The 15,185-nt window shown below is 70.7% G+C and carries 15 protein-coding genes and 1 tRNA gene; 9 read left to right on the forward strand and 7 right to left on the reverse strand.

Features of this window, described 5'->3' with window-relative positions; translation table 11 throughout:
* Positions 1–8: 8 nt before the first annotated feature.
* Genes MRBLMI1x_RS05115 through MRBLMI1x_RS05125 form a run of 3 tightly spaced genes read right to left on the reverse strand, consistent with a single transcriptional unit; the run spans position 9 to position 4,110 of the window.
* Positions 9–1,370, reverse strand: a complete 1,362-nt coding sequence (locus MRBLMI1x_RS05115; RefSeq protein ID WP_116228109.1) for an aminotransferase class V-fold PLP-dependent enzyme — start codon at positions 1,368–1,370, stop codon at positions 9–11.
* Entirely contained in the window at positions 1,367–3,079 is a 1,713-nt protein-coding gene (locus MRBLMI1x_RS05120) for an amidase (RefSeq protein WP_363456775.1), read from the reverse strand. Before MRBLMI1x_RS05120 ends, MRBLMI1x_RS05115 begins: the two co-directional genes overlap by 4 nt.
* The gene (locus tag MRBLMI1x_RS05125; RefSeq protein WP_363456778.1) at positions 3,076–4,110 is read right to left on the reverse strand and encodes an agmatine deiminase family protein; all 1,035 of its coding nucleotides are present in this window, start codon (positions 4,108–4,110) and stop codon (positions 3,076–3,078) included. Before MRBLMI1x_RS05125 ends, MRBLMI1x_RS05120 begins: the two co-directional genes overlap by 4 nt.
* A gap of 66 nt (positions 4,111–4,176) precedes the next feature.
* On the opposite strand from MRBLMI1x_RS05125, the gene MRBLMI1x_RS05130 reads away from it, so the two are divergent.
* On the forward strand, positions 4,177–4,800 hold the full coding sequence (locus tag MRBLMI1x_RS05130; RefSeq protein WP_363456781.1) for a TetR/AcrR family transcriptional regulator: 624 nt from the start codon (positions 4,177–4,179) through the stop codon (positions 4,798–4,800).
* A gap of 74 nt (positions 4,801–4,874) precedes the next feature.
* Here MRBLMI1x_RS05130 and MRBLMI1x_RS05135 read toward each other — a convergent pair whose 3' ends face one another.
* The 3 genes from MRBLMI1x_RS05135 to MRBLMI1x_RS05145 form a co-directional block, all read right to left on the reverse strand.
* Complete coding sequence (locus MRBLMI1x_RS05135) at positions 4,875–5,510, reverse strand: hypothetical protein (protein WP_363456784.1); 636 nt, start codon at positions 5,508–5,510, stop codon at positions 4,875–4,877.
* Between the two features lies 1 nt (position 5,511).
* The gene (locus tag MRBLMI1x_RS05140) at positions 5,512–6,237 is read right to left on the reverse strand and encodes a hypothetical protein (RefSeq protein WP_081626405.1); all 726 of its coding nucleotides are present in this window, start codon (positions 6,235–6,237) and stop codon (positions 5,512–5,514) included.
* Between the two features lie 137 nt (positions 6,238–6,374).
* Positions 6,375–6,842 carry a hypothetical protein gene (locus tag MRBLMI1x_RS05145; protein ID WP_363456788.1) on the reverse strand — a complete coding sequence of 156 codons (468 nt, stop codon included), beginning with the start codon at positions 6,840–6,842 and terminating at the stop codon, positions 6,375–6,377.
* A gap of 249 nt (positions 6,843–7,091) precedes the next feature.
* Between MRBLMI1x_RS05145 and MRBLMI1x_RS05150 the strand changes: the two genes are divergently transcribed.
* Positions 7,092–7,706, forward strand: a complete 615-nt coding sequence (locus MRBLMI1x_RS05150) for a hypothetical protein (RefSeq protein WP_363456791.1) — start codon at positions 7,092–7,094, stop codon at positions 7,704–7,706.
* 97 nt (positions 7,707–7,803) lie between these two features.
* A complete protein-coding gene (locus MRBLMI1x_RS05155) occupies positions 7,804–8,646 on the forward strand; it encodes a sulfurtransferase (RefSeq protein WP_363456794.1) in 843 nt (280 codons plus the stop codon).
* Here MRBLMI1x_RS05155 and MRBLMI1x_RS05160 read toward each other — a convergent pair.
* Positions 8,637–9,875 (reverse strand): NAD(P)/FAD-dependent oxidoreductase, encoded by a 1,239-nt coding sequence (locus MRBLMI1x_RS05160; RefSeq protein ID WP_363456797.1) that lies wholly within the window; start codon positions 9,873–9,875, stop codon positions 8,637–8,639. The genes MRBLMI1x_RS05155 and MRBLMI1x_RS05160 overlap by 10 nt on opposite strands.
* Positions 9,876–9,927: 52 nt before the next feature.
* Here MRBLMI1x_RS05160 and MRBLMI1x_RS05165 point away from each other — a divergent pair, with 52 nt between their 5' ends.
* The 6 genes from MRBLMI1x_RS05165 (at position 9,928) to MRBLMI1x_RS05190 (ending at position 15,179) form a co-directional block, all read left to right on the forward strand.
* Complete coding sequence (locus MRBLMI1x_RS05165; protein ID WP_363456800.1) at positions 9,928–10,962, forward strand: zinc-binding dehydrogenase; 1,035 nt, start codon at positions 9,928–9,930, stop codon at positions 10,960–10,962.
* On the forward strand, positions 10,959–11,915 hold the full coding sequence (locus MRBLMI1x_RS05170) for an aldose 1-epimerase family protein (RefSeq protein WP_363456803.1): 957 nt from the start codon (positions 10,959–10,961) through the stop codon (positions 11,913–11,915). Before MRBLMI1x_RS05165 ends, MRBLMI1x_RS05170 begins: the two co-directional genes overlap by 4 nt.
* A gap of 26 nt (positions 11,916–11,941) precedes the next feature.
* Positions 11,942–13,417, forward strand: coding sequence for a serine hydrolase domain-containing protein (locus tag MRBLMI1x_RS05175; RefSeq protein ID WP_363456806.1), 1,476 nt, complete (start codon positions 11,942–11,944; stop codon positions 13,415–13,417).
* A 49-nt stretch (positions 13,418–13,466) separates the two neighbouring features.
* Positions 13,467–14,111: an asparagine synthase gene (locus MRBLMI1x_RS05180; protein WP_363456809.1), complete on the forward strand. Its 645-nt coding sequence runs from the start codon at positions 13,467–13,469 to the stop codon at positions 14,109–14,111.
* A 64-nt stretch (positions 14,112–14,175) separates the two neighbouring features.
* A tRNA-Arg gene (locus MRBLMI1x_RS05185) sits at positions 14,176–14,248 on the forward strand.
* Between the two features lie 160 nt (positions 14,249–14,408).
* Positions 14,409–15,179 carry a hypothetical protein gene (locus MRBLMI1x_RS05190; RefSeq protein ID WP_363456812.1) on the forward strand — a complete coding sequence of 257 codons (771 nt, stop codon included), beginning with the start codon at positions 14,409–14,411 and terminating at the stop codon, positions 15,177–15,179.
* Positions 15,180–15,185: the final 6 nt, after the last annotated feature.

Consider the following 15,185-nt stretch of genomic DNA (forward strand, 5'->3'; position numbering starts at 1 on the left):
CGACCCGCTCAGCGCATCGTGTTCAGGATGCCGACGAGGTCCTCGAACGTCGTGCGGGGGTTCAGGATCGCGAAACGGGCGTTGGTGCGGCCGGCGTGGCTCGACGGCGTGACGAAGGCGTGCTGGTCGTCGAGCAGACGGTTCGACCAGGCGGTGTAGTCGTCCTTGGTCCACCCGCGCCGCTCGAAGACGACGACGCTCAGCTGCGGATGCCGCACGAGCTCGAACTCGTCGCGCGACTCGATCTCGGCGGCGATCCGTTCGGCCAGCGTGATCGATGACGTGATCGCCTCGCGGTAGACCTCGGCGCCATAGGTCGCGAGCGAGAACCACAGCGGCAGGCCGCGTGCTCGGCGCGTGAGGTGCGCGGCGAAGTCCGACGGGCTCCAGTCGCTCGTCTCGGTGAGGGTGTCGAGGTACTCGGCGTGCTGCGTGTGCGCGCGACGGCCGAGTTCGGGGTCGCGGTAGAGCAGGGCGCACGCGTCGAACGGTGCGAACAGCCACTTGTGCGGATCGACGATGAGCGAGTCCGCATGCTCGAGCCCGGCGAAGTAGTGCCGCGCCTCGGGCGACAGTGCTGCCGCGAGTCCGTAGGCGCCGTCGACGTGCAGCCACACACCGAACTCCCGGGTCGCCTCGGCGACCGACGCGATGTCGTCGACGATCCCGAAGTTCGTCGACCCGGCGGTCGCGACCACGGCGAACACGCTGTCGCCGTGCTCCTCGAGCGCGGCGCGCACCGCATCTCCGCGCAGCACACCCCCGGCATCCGGAGCGACGGGGACGACCTCGACATCCATGACGCGGGCCGCCGACGCGATCGAGGAGTGCGCCTCGGCCGAGCAGACCACGCGCCAGCGGTCAGGACGGATGCCGCGTTCCCGGGCGGTCTCCCGTGCGGCCACGAGCGCCGACAGGTTGCCGAGCGTCCCGCCCTGCACGAACACACCGCCAGCGGTCGCGGGCAGGCCGAACTCGTTCGCGAGCCAGCGGAGCACCTCGTTCTCGGCGTGGACGGCACCCGCGCCTTCGAGCCAGGACCCGCCGTAGAGCGCGCTCGCCGAGACGACGAGGTCGAACGCCGCGGCTGCCTTCGACGGCGCACTGGGGATGAACGACAGATACCGCGGGTCGTCGGTCGTGATGCAGGCCGGTGCTAGGACATGCTCGAAGACGCCCAGCGCCTTGCGCGCGCCGATGCCCTGCTCGCTGATCGTCACACCGGCGAGGCGGGCGAGCTCGGCCGGGGGCAGCGGCTTGTCGAGCGGGTTGTCGTCGGTGAGCAGCCGCTGCCGCGAATAGTCGAGGACGAGGTCGACGATCTGACGGGTCTCGTCGGTCACATCGTGCATGCGTGCGGGCTGGGTCATCGGGTCTCCGAGGTGGTGCGGGGGAGCGCGGGTGTGCGCGGCGGCGGCGTCCGGCGGGTACCCAGACGTTCGAAGGCTACGCCGAGGCGGAGCAGGGCGGAATCGTCGTAGGCGCGCCCGACGAAGGTGAGGCCCACCGGCATCCGGATATCGGTCATCGTGCCCATCGGGACGGTGACGGTGGGGATGCCGAGGTGTCGGATCGCGAGGTTGCCGTTGGCGATCCACACACCGTTGCGCCACCCGAGGTCGGCCGAGGCGGCATTCACGTCCATGTCGGCGGGGCCGACGTCGGCGACGGCGGGGAAGATGACGGCGTCGAGGCCGGCGGCATCCATCCACTCCTCCAGGTCGGTGCGGCGGACATCTTCGAGTGCGCGGAGGCCGTCAGCCAGCTCGGGCATGTCGTCGAGCGTCGCGCCCGGGTGCGATCGCACCCAGTCGGGGTACTCGCCGATGTCGTCGTCGAAGCCGGTGTAGCGGTCGGGGAGGGCGCCGGGCGGATGCGGGAAGATCGTCGCACCGTCGACGTCTGCGAGTGACGAGAGCGCTGGGTCGCCATTCGCGTCGAGGAAGTCCTCCCACGCCCACGCCGACAGGTCGACGATCTCGCGGTCCAGGTATCCCGCCGGGAGGCGGTCCTCGATCGTCCTGGCGCCCACGCGGTCTCCCTCGTAGTCGCTCACGACGGGGAAGTCGACTTCTACGACGGTCGCTCCGGCGGCTTCGAGGTCGGCACGTGCCGCGCGCCACAGCTCGAGGATGGACTCCCGCGTCTCGATGCGCTGACCGGTCGGACCGCCGATCGTCGTGCCCGTCCCGGCATCCGGGTCCTCACCGATGTACATGCGCGGGATGCCGAGGCGCACCCCGTCGAGCGAGGCGCCCGCTGCGAGCGCCGGGTACGACGAGGGCCGCACGCTCGACGCGGCGGGGAGCTCGACCCAGGGCTGGACGCGCCAGAAGTCGCCGCGCGTCTCGGGGTCGTCGGCGACGACGACGTCGAGCACCTCGAGCAGGTCGGCCATCGTGCGGGTGTGCGGCACGACGACGTCCATCGTCGGGACGAGCGGCCAGTTGCCGCGCACCGAGATGACCCCGCGCGACGGGGTGTAGGCGCAGAGCGCGTTGTTCGAGGCGGGACCGCGACCCGACGACCAGGTCTCTTCACCCAGGCCGAACGCGGCGAAGCTCGCAGCCGTCGCGGTGCCCGAGCCGTTCGACGAGCCGCTCGCGAAGGGAGCGGTGAGCCAGTCCGCGTTGTAGGGGCTCTCGGCACGGCCGTAGACCCCGCGCTGCATACCGCCGTTCGCCATCGGGGGCATGTTCGTGAGGCCGAGGCAGATCCCCCCGCCGGCGCGGAGCCGTTCGATCGTGAACGCGTCGCGCTGGGCGACGAGCTCCGCGAACGCGGGGGAGCCTGCCGCAGCAGTGAGGCCCCGCACGAGGTAGCTGTCCTTCGCCGTGTACGGGATGCCGTCGAGCGGACCGAGCGTGTCGCCGCGGGCCCGACGGGCATCGGATGCCGCGGCCTCGGCGCGCGCGTCGGGGTTGTGCACCACGACGGCGTTCAGCGCCGTCTCGGTGTCAGGCCCGTCGTACGCCGCGATGCGGGCGAGGTAGGCGTCGACGAGCTCGACCGCGGTCGTCTCGCCGGATTCCAGCGCCGCGCGGAGGTCGGCGATGGACGCTTCGACGACGTCGATCATCGGGTCACCTTCGGCTGCTGCTGCGTGATGCAGTGGATGCCGCCGCCGCGGGCGAACAGGCCACGGGCATCGACCGTGACGACCCTGCGGCCCGGGTAGGCCATCGCGAGGATCTCCCGCGCCTCGGCATCCGCCCGTTCCTCGCCGAACCCGCACGCGATGACGCCGCCGTTCACGACGAGGTGGTTGACGTAGCTCCAGTCGACGGGGCCGTGCGCGTCGGTGAGGGTCTCGGGTGCGGGGAGCGACACGATCTCGAAGCGGCGACCGGCGGCATCCGTCTGCGCCTCCAGTTCTCGGCGCAGCGTTGCGGTCACGGCGTGATCGGGGTGCGCGGGATCGCGCTGATCGTGGAGCAGGATGCGGCCCGGCGAGGGGATCGTCGCGACGATGTCGACGTGACCGTTCGTGCCGAGGTCGTCGTAGTCGCGGGTGAGCCCCTGGCTCAGCCAGACGGCGTGGGTCGCGCCGAGGGTGCGTGCCATCTCGGCTTCGATGCGCGCGCGGTCGGCGGTGGGGTTGCGTCGCGGGTCGAGCTGCACGGTCTGCGTGAGCAGGACGGTGCCCTCGCCGTCGACGTGGATGCCGCCACCTTCGTTGACGATGTCGGAGGGGATCAGCTCGGCACCGACCTCGCCGGCGATCAGCCGGGCGTGGGCCGCTGACTTCTGCCATTCGGCCCAGTCGGGGGCGCCCCAGCCGTTGAAGATCCAGTCGACGGCGCCGAGGGCGCCGGGCCGCTCGTCGTCGACGACGAAGGTGGGGCCGTGGTCCCGCATCCAGAACTCGTCGACGGGGGCCTCGACGATGGTCACCTCGCCTGGCAGCATGCGCCGCGCGCGGGCCGTCTCGGTCGGGTCGACGACCATGGTCACCGGCTCGAAGCGCGCCACCGCGGCGGCGACGGCCGTCCAGGTCGCGTAGCCCTCTTCGCGCTCGGAATCGGTGTCGCCGAGGGTGAAGCCCTCACGGGGGAAGGCCATCCAGGTGCGCTCGTGCGCGGCGGTCTCGCTCGGCATGCGCCAGGCCATGGCGGGCTCCTCCATCCTCGGGTAACTTATTGATCAATTGATCAACAAGGGGAGGCTACCGAGTCGATGTCTCAGGCGTCAACTGCCCGCCGGGCCCGCAAGAGCCCCGCCGAGCGTCGCGAGGAGATCGCCCTCGCCGCTCGAGAGATCGCGCTCGCCGACGGCCTCGACGCCGTCACCCTGCGCGCGGTCGCCGCCCGGGTCGGCGTCGCGCCCGGGCTCGTCGCGCACCACGCCGACGGGATGGACGTGCTGGTGGCTGAGGCTTTCGGCGCTGTCGTCGCCGAGGAGCTCGCCGCGGTGCTGGCCGCGATGCGGGTGACGGATGCCGCGACGACGCGCCTCGGCATCCTGCTCGACACCGTCTTCGGTGAGGAACCGAACGACGTCACCCTCGTCTGGGTACAGGGGTGGGCGCTGGGCACCCGCAACGAGGAGCTCGCCGTGCGGGTGCGCGCCGAGATGGACGCGTGGCAGCGCGCGCTCGCCGCCGAGATCGACCGCGGCCGCGAGCGCGGCGAGTTCGGTGCGATCGACGCCGACGCGATCGCCTGGCACCTGCTCGCGATCATCGACGGCCTCGGCGCGCAGGGTCTCGTGCGCTGGCGCGCCGACCCCGCGCGCACCGACCTCACCCGCCGCGCGCTCGCCGCGCTGCTCGGCGTCGCGCCCGACGCATTGCGCGGCTGAGCCGTCGCCGAGGCGTCGCAGATGGTCGTCCCGCCGCCTTCACCGCGACCATCTGCGACCCCTCGACCGGCCGGTCACTCCTCGGGGCGGGAGACGTCGATGGTGACGAAGGTGGTCCCGGGTACGGGGCGGACCTCCCACGTCGCGCCGTCCAGCGCGCCGGGCGTGAGGCCGAACCGTTCCTCGATGCCGGCCTGATTCAGTCCGCGCAGGTCTGCCGCCTCGCCGCTGGGAGCGAGGAACTCCATGTCACCGCGGCTCTTCTTGCCGTACGCGTCGGGGTTGTCCTGCCCGATGGCATCCTCGTACAGCTCCTCGACGACCTGCCCCGGGATCTTCTTCGGCGTGCCGAGCACGTCGTCCAGCACCTCGCGCGGGGTCTCGCGCACAGCCTTGCCGACCGAGGTTCCGAGGTCGTTCGCGACGTTGTAGTCCGGCGCGGCGTGGCGCCCGGTGCGGCCGAGCTGGTCGACTCCGCGACTGACATCCGTGAGCATGTCGTACTCCGCGGCGTGGGTGGCGACGGGTGCGTCGCGCCGGTGCTGCCCGGCGTCGGCGCTGTTGCGTCGGTCCGTGCCCCGGATGCGTGCGGCGTCCGCGCGGTGCTTGCCGCCGCGCTTGCGGAACGCACCCCCGAACCCCTTCTTGAACTCGCGACCCGCGCCGTCGACGGCGTCGACGATCTCGCGCATGAGGCTCTTCATGGTCATGTCAGTCTCCCGAGATCTGCAGGTTGGCGAGGTCGGCGAGGAGCCGATCGGTGCGGTCCTCGATGTCGACGGCCTGCGCGTCCATCTCGTCGGCGGCTGCTTCCAGCGCCTCGAGGTCGGCTTCGAACTCGTCCACGTCGCCGATGGCACCCTCCACGACGGGGGCGTCCATGAGGGCCATGACGATCACCGGGACCTGCTCGGCGAGCGGCTCGACCGCCAGCGGCAGCACCTCGTTGATCACCTGCTCGATCGTCGCTTCCATGGCCATGGAGAGGAGCTTCTTGCGTGCGAGCAGCAGCAGCGCCGCGCCGCCGGCGCCGAGCGGGCCTGCGGCGAGCAACGGCACGAGCTGCATGAGGGTCAGGGTCACCTCGGCGATGACCTTGATCTTCATCGCGAGGACGATGCCACCCGCGATGTCGATCCCCGTCGCTGCGGGGCCGAGCACATCGAGGAGCTTCTGCATGTTGTCGGAGCGGTTTCGATTCCACCCCTCGACCTGCGCCGTGCCGGCGTTGCCCTGCAGCGCCGTGGCCAGGTCGCCGTTCACGCGACTGTCGACGGCTTGGATGATCGACTCCATGTCGTCGCGGTACCCGCGCACGAGGTCGGCTGCCTTGTGGACCTCGTCCTCGTCGATGTCGGGCCACTCGAGCCCCATCTTGTCCATGATCCAGATCAACTCATTGGGCAACATCATCCCCACGGCGACCACCTCCGCCATCGACAGTAGCCACGGCACACCCTCGGCCGCGATGGGGAGAACGCCCCATCGACGGCGACCATGAGCGAGGTCTCGACCCGACGGAAACGGCGATCATCCGCGATGAATGGATGCCGCTTGCGTCGGGTCGGGGGGTGTCAGGCGCCGCCGAGCTCGCGCAGGGTGTTCTCGGCGGGCACGCGGTCGTCGCGGTAGTAGGCGATGAACATCTCTGCGGCCTCATCGAGGGTGAACACCTCGTGCGCATGGACCGTCGTGCTGCGTCGCCCGCTGTCCCAGCGGATCGTCTCGGTGGGTTCTCCCGGCGAGGGCGTACCGGGCTTGCCGACGGTGTACTGGTGCGCCGTGCCGGTGGCGTCGGTCGAACGGACCTCGACCGTCACGCCTACGGCATCACCGGCGCATTGGATGTAGTTCTCCGAGGGAGGCAGGCTCGCGCGCAGGTTGGCGCCCTCGGGCGCGCGCCACAGGCTGAGCGCCCAGAAGGAGGAGCCGTCCATCTGCGTCAGGGTGAACCGGAGCTGGTCCTCGAATGACCGCAGATTGTCGATCAGGGGGAATCTGCTGGAGCCGTTCTCCTGGAGGATGTGCGTCGGCGTGGTCACGGATCTCCTTCAGGTCGGCGTGGTCATGGAACTTCCTGCCGACCACTTGCACAATCCTGACCCGGGCGCCGCGCTGCGACGCCTCATAACAACTTTTCAGGATGCCGCTCGTCGCCCGGAATCCTGCGGGACGCGTGGGCTGGTCACCGTCCGGTCGGCGGCTGCTCCGGCATCCGATCCAATCCGATCTGCGGCCGTGACCGGACAACCGATCGTGCGAAAGCCGCACTGAAGGAAGGAAAACACACCATGCGTACCAACCTGAAGCGGACCATCGTCCTCGGCTCGACCGGCCTCGCGGCCGTCGCTCTCACCGCCGGATTCGCCCTCCCGGCGAACGCCGCGCAGAGCGAAGACACCACCACCACAACTACGGCGGCCGAGGGGTTCACCGACTTCCTCAACGCCAACAAGGCTCTCGAGAGCTCCATCGGCTCGCTGCTCGACGGTCCCCTCCTGGGCGACGTGTCGACGGGCGGGCTGTCCGTCGGCGACATCGGCTCCGGCAACGACGCCCCCATCGGCTCGGGCAACGACGTGAGCGCTCCGCTCGGCTCGGGCAACGACACGAAGGTCGACGCGCCGCTCGGCTCGGGCAACGAGGTCGGCAACGGCAACGACGTGGGCTCGGGCAACACGACCGACGTCTCGCCCAAGACCGACGTCTCGCCCAAGGCCGACGTCGCCCCGAAGACCGATGTCTCCCCGAAGACGGATGTCTCGGGTGAGGTCGGCGACGTCTCGAGCGATGTCTCCTCGAAGACCGGCGACCTCGTCAAGGACATCACCGGTGACGTCGACAGCACGGTCGGCGACGTCTCCTCGAGCGTGAACGACCTCGTCGACGGCGTGCTCGGCAACTGATCGCCTGCGCGCGTTAGACCCGCACTCCCACGCACATGCCGGGGCCCCGTCCGACGGGGCTCCGGCATCGTCGCGTCGGGCGTCGTAGGGTCGGGGCATGACGCGTGCGCGACTGATCAGCCCTGCAGAGCTCGACGATATGATCCGGGATGCCGCCCCCCTCACGGTCCTCGACGTCCGGTGGCGTCTCGACCGCCCCGACGGACGGGACGACTACGAGGCGGGTCATATCCCGACCGCCGTGTACGTGAGCCTCGACGACGAACTCGCCGCCCATGGCACGCCCGAGGACGGCCGGCATCCGCTGCCCGAGATCGCCGACCTGCAGACGGCCGCGCGGCGCTGGGGCGTCGACCGCGGCGACACCGTCGTCGTCTACGACGACTGGCAGACGTTCGGCGCCTCGCGTGCCTGGTGGGTGCTGACGGATGCCGGTGTGCCCGACGTCCGCGTCCTCGACGGCGGCCTGCGGGCCTGGCGCGACGCCGGGCTTGCGCTCGAGTCAGGGACGGTCCACGCCGCCCGCGGAGACGTCGCGCTCACCCCGCGGCACCTCACTCGCCTCGACATCGACGAGGCCGCGGAGCTGCCGACCAGCGGCATCCTGTTCGACGTCCGTGCGCCCGAGCGCTACCGGGGCGACGTCGAACCCATCGATCCGCGGGCCGGTCACATCCCGGGCGCGGTGAACGCGCCCACCGGCGGGAACGTCGACGAGCACGGTCGGTTCCGTTCGCCGGAGGAACTGCGCGCACGCTACGAGGCGCTCGGCGTCACGGGCGACACGACCGTCGGCGTCAGCTGCGGCTCGGGGGTGTCGGCCGCGCAGGCGGCGTTCGCGCTCAGCCTCGCCGGCATCGACGCCGCGCTGTACGGCGGATCGTGGAGCCAGTGGTCGAACCACCCCGACCGCCCCGTCGCGACCGGCGATCAGCCCTGACCGAGCACCGACGCCGCCGCGCGCTCGCCTGACACGAGGGCGCCTGCGATCGACGGCGTCTCGCGGTGATCGCCCGCGACGACCACCCGCTCCGACAGTCTCACCGGGGATGCATGCCGCATCGGCGGCGCGAACGCGGGCAGCGCGTGCGGGATGTCGTCGCGTCGCAGCAGCTCCCACGTCGCCGCCTCGCCGCCCCACATCCGCGCGAGCTGTGCGCGCACGCTCGTCTCGTCGGCGGCATCCCGCAACAGGCAGCTCGCGGCGACGAGGTGCCTCCCCGCGGGCGCGTACCCGGGAGCGGTGCTTGACATCACGACGCTGTTCACGATCGGACCCGCGCGCTCGCCGTCGACCGCGAGCAGAGCGGATGCCGGTGCCTCCGCCCCCGTCCCGAACCACCACGTCTGCAGACCCCGCATCGGCGGCGCCGGCTCGCCCGTCAGCCGCGACAGGTGCTCGCCGCCGACCGCGACGATCACCTCGCGCGCCGCCACACCGCCGTCGAGGTCGACCCGGGCGCCGTTCACCGTCACGCCGTCGACCGGGTGCGACAGCCGGATCTCCGCACCCGCCGCGCGCGCGAGCTCGGCGAGCCGTCGCGGCAGCGCGGCGACGCCCGCCGCCGGAACGCCCGGTCGCCCGAGCGCGAACAGCCGCGTGATCAGCGTGGCGTAGGCCGCCGAGGTCGCGGCGCCGTCGTCGGCGAGCACTCCGGTCAGGAACGGCTCGAGCACCGACCGCCGCAGCGGCCCCGTGAGGCCGGCGCGGTCCCACGCCTCGTGCAGCGTCTCATCCGGGCCGTGGGCGACGGATGCCGGTCGCACGAGCCCCGGCAGCAGCCACCGCACGGCGCCCACGACGTCCGCCGGCGCCACGAGTCCCGACAGCGCGCCCGCGATCGTGGCGGGCAGCATCCCGGGGTGGCGCACGGGGTGAGCGAGAACGTTCGACCGGGCGCCGCGCACCACGCGGACGCCGACGGGGAACGGCCGCAGATCGAGGTCGGCGGGGTCGACCGCGCGGGCCAGCGCGTCGTAACGGGGATTGATCACCTGGAAACCGCGGTCGAGCAGGAACCCGTCGACGCGGTCGGTCCGCTGTCGGCCGCCCACCTCGTCCTGCGCCTCGAGCAGCACGACGTCCCGCCCGGCGCGGGCGAGCAGGGTGGCGGCGCGGAGCCCCGCGAGACCCGCGCCGACGACCGCCACATCATGGACCGCGCTCATGCCCACAGCCTGGCACGGCGCGCGGGCGCGGCATCCGTAGTTGAATCGGAGGATGCGAGCTGCTTACATGTACGGCCCCGGTGACGTCCGCGTGGTCGACGCACCCGAGCCCCGGATCGAACAGCCCACCGACGCCGTGCTCCGCACCGTCGTGGCGTGCGTGTGCGGCAGCGACCTGCACCCGTACCACTCCATGCAGCCGGACGACGCGGGACGCTCGATGGGGCACGAGATGATCGGCGTGGTCGAAGAGGTCGGCGCCGACGTCCGCACCGTCTCGCCGGGTGACGTCGTCATCGTGCCGTTCGTCTTCTCGTGCGGCGAGTGCGAGTTCTGCCGAGCGGGCCTGCAGACCTCGTGCGTGAACGCCGGGACCACGAAGCCCACGGGCGCCGGCGGCGCGCAGGCCGAACGCCGCCGCGCCCCCTTCGCCGACGGCACGCTGTACCGCGTGGACATCGCCGAGGACGACGAGCGGATGCCGGGGCTCCTCACGCTGAGCGACGTGTACGGCACGGGCTGGCACGCCGCGGTCACCGGTGGTGTGGAACCCGGCAAGGACGTGGTGGTGATCGGCGACGGCGCCGTGGGCCTGCTCGCCGTCCTGTCTGCTCGGCAGCTCGGCGCGGAGCGCATCATCCTCATGGGCCGCCACGAGGCGCGCACCGACCTCGGCCGCCGTTACGGTGCGACCGACGTCGTCGCCGAGCGCGGCGACGAGGGGGTCGCGGCCGTCCGCGAGCTCACGGGCGGGCTCGGCGCGCACGTCGTCATCGACGCCGTCGGCCACCTCCCCGCCTACGAGCAGGCGCTCGGCGCGGTGCGCGCGGGCGGCACGATGTCGCGCGTCGGCGCCCCGCAGTACACCGAGGCGCCGCTGCAGCGCGTGCAGTTCGAGAAGAACGTCACCGTCACCGGCGGCGTCGCGCCGGTCCGCGCCTACATCGACGAACTCCTCCCGGGAGTCCTCGACGGTACAGTCGATCCCGGGGCCGTCTTCGATCGCGAGCTGAGCCTCGGCGAGGCCGCTGACGGCTATCGCCTGATGGATGACCGCGCCGCCCTGAAAGTGATGCTCCGCCCGTGACCTCAGCCCCCGCCCCGCTCTCGGGCGTCCAGTTCTCGCTGCGCTCCGGCGCCTACGACGCCGTCATCGCCTCGGTAGGAGCGACGCTCCGCGAGTTGCGCCACGACGGTCGTGATCTCGTCGTCCCGTTCGAGGCAGACCAGGTGCGACCCGACTACCGGGGTGCGACCCTCGCGCCCTGGCCGAACCGCATCGTCGACGGCGAGTACGAGTTCGACGGCGAGGAGCTCGTGACCCCGCTCACCGAGCCGAACCGCTCGCACGCGCTCCACGGGCTCGTGGCCTGGCTCGACTTCGCGGAGGTCGAGCGTACCGACAGCAGCGTGACGATCGCCGCGACCATCGAGCCGCAGACCGGCTACCCGTGGCGGGTCCGCGTCGAGACGACGTTCGCGCTCGCCGCGGACGGCCTGACCCAGACCGTCCGGGCCCGGAATCTCGGCACGAAGCCCGCGCCGTTCGGCACCGGCCCGCACCCGTACGTGGTCGCCGGCCCCGCGCCGCTCGACGAGTGGACGCTCGCGCTGCCCGCCGCATCCGTCCTCGAAGTCACGCCCGACCGGCTCAGCCCCGTCGCCGTGCACCCCGTCGCCGAGTACGAGGCCGACCGTTTCGACCGTCGCGCACCGCGGGTCCTCGGCGACGTCGAGCTCGACCACGCGTTCACCGACATCGAGAAGGATGCCGACGGCACGGCCGCGGTCCGCGTCACGGATCCCTCGGGTGTCGGCGTCGAAGTCAGCTGGGGTGCCGAGTGCCCGTGGGTGCAGGTGCACACCGCCGACAAGCCGACCGGAGCCGCCCACCCGGGGCACCGGAAGGGCCTCGCGGTCGAGCCGATGACGTGCGCGCCCGATGCGTTCAATGCGAGCGACTACGACTACGACACGGGACTGCTCGTCTTGGCGCCCGGAGCGACCTTCGCGGCATCCTGGCGCATCTCGGCCCTCTGAGGGGAAGCCCTTCGTAGGATGGCGGCATGACGTCGACGTCCTCCTCCCTGCCCCGGTCCACTCCGTCAGCGCAGGGGGTGGATGCCGCCGGTGTCGACCGTCTGATCGATGCGATCGGTCAGACCGATACCGAGATGCACAGCCTCATGGTGCTCCGCCACGGGCACGTCATCGCGGAGGGGTGGTGGGCGCCGTTCGCGCCCGATCTGAAGCACCTCGTCTACTCGCTGTCGAAGACGTTCACCTCGGCCGCGGCGGGCCTGGCGATCTCGGAGGGGCGCTTCGGGCTCGACGACGTGATGGTCGACCACTTCCCCGAACTCGTTCCCGACGACCTCGATGAGAAGTACCGCCGGTATCTCGTGCGGCACGCGCTCTCGATGTCGAGCGGTCACGAGAGCGAAACCCTCGACCGCGCCGCGACGGCCTCGCGCGACGCGGGCGGCGATCTGCTCGGCGGCTTCTTCCGCGTCGCGCCGGATCGGGAGCCGGGCACGGTCTTCGCCTACAGTCAGCCGACGATCTACGGCGTCGGGCGGTTGGTCGCCAAGACGACCGGTGGCACGATCCTCGACTACCTGCGCCCGAGGCTGCTCGAGCCCCTCGGCATCGACGAGGCGCAGTGGATGATGATCGGCGACGTCGAGATGGGCTTCAGCGGCATCCACGTCTTCACCGAGTCGCTCGCCAAGACCGGTCAGCTCATGCTCGACAAGGGGCGTTGGCAGGGCGAGCAGATCCTCGACCCCGAGTGGGTCGCTGCGGCGACCTCGAAGCAGATGGACAACGACACCGCGCACCGCGGTCCCGGAGCCCCCGACCCGATCGACTGGCAGCAGGGCTACGGCTTCCAATACTGGATGAACCGGAACGGCTTCCGCGGTGACGGCGCGTACGGGCAGTTCATCATCGTCTGGCCCGAAGAGGACGCCGTCATCATCACGACGGCCGAGACCATCGACATGCAGACCCTCCTCAGCCTCATCACCGAGCACCTGCGTCCCGCGATGGCCGGTGCCGGCCCCAAGGACGCGGATGCTGCGCTCGCCGAGCGGCTGTCGTCGCTGGCCCTGCCGTTGCCGGATGACAGCGGCACGGGCTTCTCGGGAACGTTCGACGTGGACGCGGCCGTTTACCCTCCCGGACCCTTCACGAGCAACGGGCCGGTTCCCGGCGCTGAGCGCGTCGAGGTGACCGAGGCCGACGGCGGCTGGAGCATCCGATTCCTGGGCGAAGGGATCGACGTGACGCTGCCGGTCGGGCGAGGCGACTGGGCCGCGGGGGAGTGGCCCGCGCCCGCCGCGGGACTCGACGCGGTGCCGTTCCGCTCCGTCGCCGGCGTCGGTGCCGACGGCACGTGGCACGCACGGCTGCGGATGATCCAGACCCCGCACACCCTTCACGTCGACATCGCACCGAACGGCCCGGCGTCGCTCGCGTGGCGGTTCCCGCCGCTGCGCGGTGATGGGCCCGCAGGCCACGCGCTGCCGTCGCTCAGCTGACCGGCATCCGACACCCCCTGCTCGGTAGACTGGAGGCAAGGGGTGAGCGTTGACGGACAATGAGCGGGTCAGGACCCGAGACGTCGTCGCCGAGGGGCTCTACATCGCGTCCGCGGCGACTCGTTTGGCGTTGAAGAACCGCATCCTGGTCGACATCCTCGTCGACGGTGACGACTTCGATTCGGATCGCTTCGTCGGCGATGCCCGCGACATCCTGATCTCTCTCGCTGAAGAGGCCGAAGCGGATGCCGCCCGCACCGAGCGCGAGCGCAAGGCCGCCCGCAACCGGTACTCCGATTCGAGCGGCACGCACGACTACCGCAGTCGCGACGTCCGCAACCTGCGCCGCCGCCGCAAGCAGTCCCTGCACGTCGCGAAGGAGCTGCGCGCCCGGTCGGAAGATCAGGAGGAGCTGCGCAAGCTCATCGCGGATGCGCGCGACGCCGCCTGGGCCGAGGTGTCGAAGAACATCGACCGGTCGCTGCGGATCGCCGCGGCGCGTCCCGACCTGGACGCCGACTACGAGCGGATGCGGGTGGCCCGCATGCAGGCGCTGCGCCTGGTCGACCTGCCGAAGCTCCGCGCGCACCGCCGGAGCGTCGCGAAGCAGCAGGCGCTCCGCGACGGCGGCGTCGAACCCGAGCCGATCCTCGAGTCCGATCCCGCCGGGATCGACCCGGGGGAGATGGAGTAGCGGCCCGATTTCGGATTGGGGCCCGACGTGACGTATGCTGTTCCTCGGCCCGGAAACAGGCCATGCGCCCGTAGCTCAATGGATAGAGCATCTGACTACGGATCAGAAGGTTAGGGGTTCGAGTCCCTTCGGGCGCACACTGTGTTGAGACAGTAAGAAGGCCGGAACCACACATCTCGCGTGGCTTCTGGCCTTCTGTCTTGTCTGGCGACGCTTCGCTGCGCACAACACCGAACAGCTCTGGAACAGCTCCGACCGGACAGTGCGGCCAGAACACCCAACTGCCAAGATGAGGGCGTGTCAGACGCAATTGACGGCCTGTTCGATCCCAGGCGAAACGAGACCCCGCCCGCGATGAGTATTGACGCGCTCAGGGGTCTGCTACAGGCGCAGGCGAACACAATCGTGTCTGTGGGGACGGGCGGTGAGCGCATCCAGAATGTCGATGGGCAGTGGCAGCGAGACACTCGCACACTTAATGCGAACTTCCGTCGACTCGGGCTCGAGCCTCCGTTTCCTTGGAACGGTCTGTGGGATTGGCACGGCTTCTATTCGCAGAATCTCGCCACCTATCACGAGCGCCGCACCCACGTCCGGGAATTGACGCAGGCGGCGCTGGAACAGCTCGACAACATCGAGGCGCGGGGTGGAATCCACGATCCCGCTGCGGACGATGACTCGCCAAGCTGGGAGAACCTCAACGCGCGCATATTGGGCCTCATTGAGGAATACTCCTCTGCTCGCGATCGCGACGGATGGCAGGACGTTGGTAGGCGAAGCCGCGAGATCCTGATTGACTTCGGCAAGCTCATCGCGGATCCCTCTCTACTGCCCGATGGACAGCCGGCTCCAAAGGCGGGGGATGCGAAGGCATGGTTTGACCTGTTCCTCGCGAAGTACGCGGTCGGAAAAGACAAAGCTGAGTTGAGGTCGACGATGCGAGCGGTTTGGGACCTCGCGCAGAAGGTTACGCATGGAGACATCGCCGATGTTGATGCGTTCGCGGCCGCGCAAGCGACAGTGCTCGTGGTTCGGACCGCGCAGAAGCTGTTGCGAGACGCGGAGTAGAGGCAG

This window comes from Microbacterium sp. LMI1x-1-1.1, from assembly GCF_040676205.1.
Taxonomy (GTDB): domain Bacteria; phylum Actinomycetota; class Actinomycetes; order Actinomycetales; family Microbacteriaceae; genus Microbacterium; species Microbacterium aquilitoris.

Excerpts from the sequence above, each read along its gene's own strand:
- MRBLMI1x_RS05125 (WP_363456778.1), bottom strand. The coding sequence starts at position 4,110 with ATGGCCTGGCGCATGCCGAGCGAGACCGCCGCGCACGAGCGCACCTGG.
- MRBLMI1x_RS05160 (WP_363456797.1), bottom strand. The coding sequence starts at position 9,875 with ATGAGCGCGGTCCATGATGTGGCGGTCGTCGGCGCGGGTCTCGCGGGG.
- MRBLMI1x_RS05140 (WP_081626405.1), bottom strand. The coding sequence starts at position 6,237 with ATGGCGGAGGTGGTCGCCGTGGGGATGATGTTGCCCAATGAGTTGATC.
- MRBLMI1x_RS05130 (WP_363456781.1), top strand. The coding sequence starts at position 4,177 with ATGTCTCAGGCGTCAACTGCCCGCCGGGCCCGCAAGAGCCCCGCCGAG.
- MRBLMI1x_RS05165 (WP_363456800.1), top strand. The coding sequence starts at position 9,928 with ATGCGAGCTGCTTACATGTACGGCCCCGGTGACGTCCGCGTGGTCGAC.
- MRBLMI1x_RS05120 (WP_363456775.1), bottom strand. The coding sequence starts at position 3,079 with ATGATCGACGTCGTCGAAGCGTCCATCGCCGACCTCCGCGCGGCGCTG.
- MRBLMI1x_RS05135 (WP_363456784.1), bottom strand. The coding sequence starts at position 5,510 with ATGACCATGAAGAGCCTCATGCGCGAGATCGTCGACGCCGTCGACGGC.
- MRBLMI1x_RS05115 (WP_116228109.1), bottom strand. The coding sequence starts at position 1,370 with ATGACCCAGCCCGCACGCATGCACGATGTGACCGACGAGACCCGTCAG.
- MRBLMI1x_RS05155 (WP_363456794.1), top strand. The coding sequence starts at position 7,804 with ATGACGCGTGCGCGACTGATCAGCCCTGCAGAGCTCGACGATATGATC.
- MRBLMI1x_RS05150 (WP_363456791.1), top strand. The coding sequence starts at position 7,092 with ATGCGTACCAACCTGAAGCGGACCATCGTCCTCGGCTCGACCGGCCTC.
- MRBLMI1x_RS05175 (WP_363456806.1), top strand. The coding sequence starts at position 11,942 with ATGACGTCGACGTCCTCCTCCCTGCCCCGGTCCACTCCGTCAGCGCAG.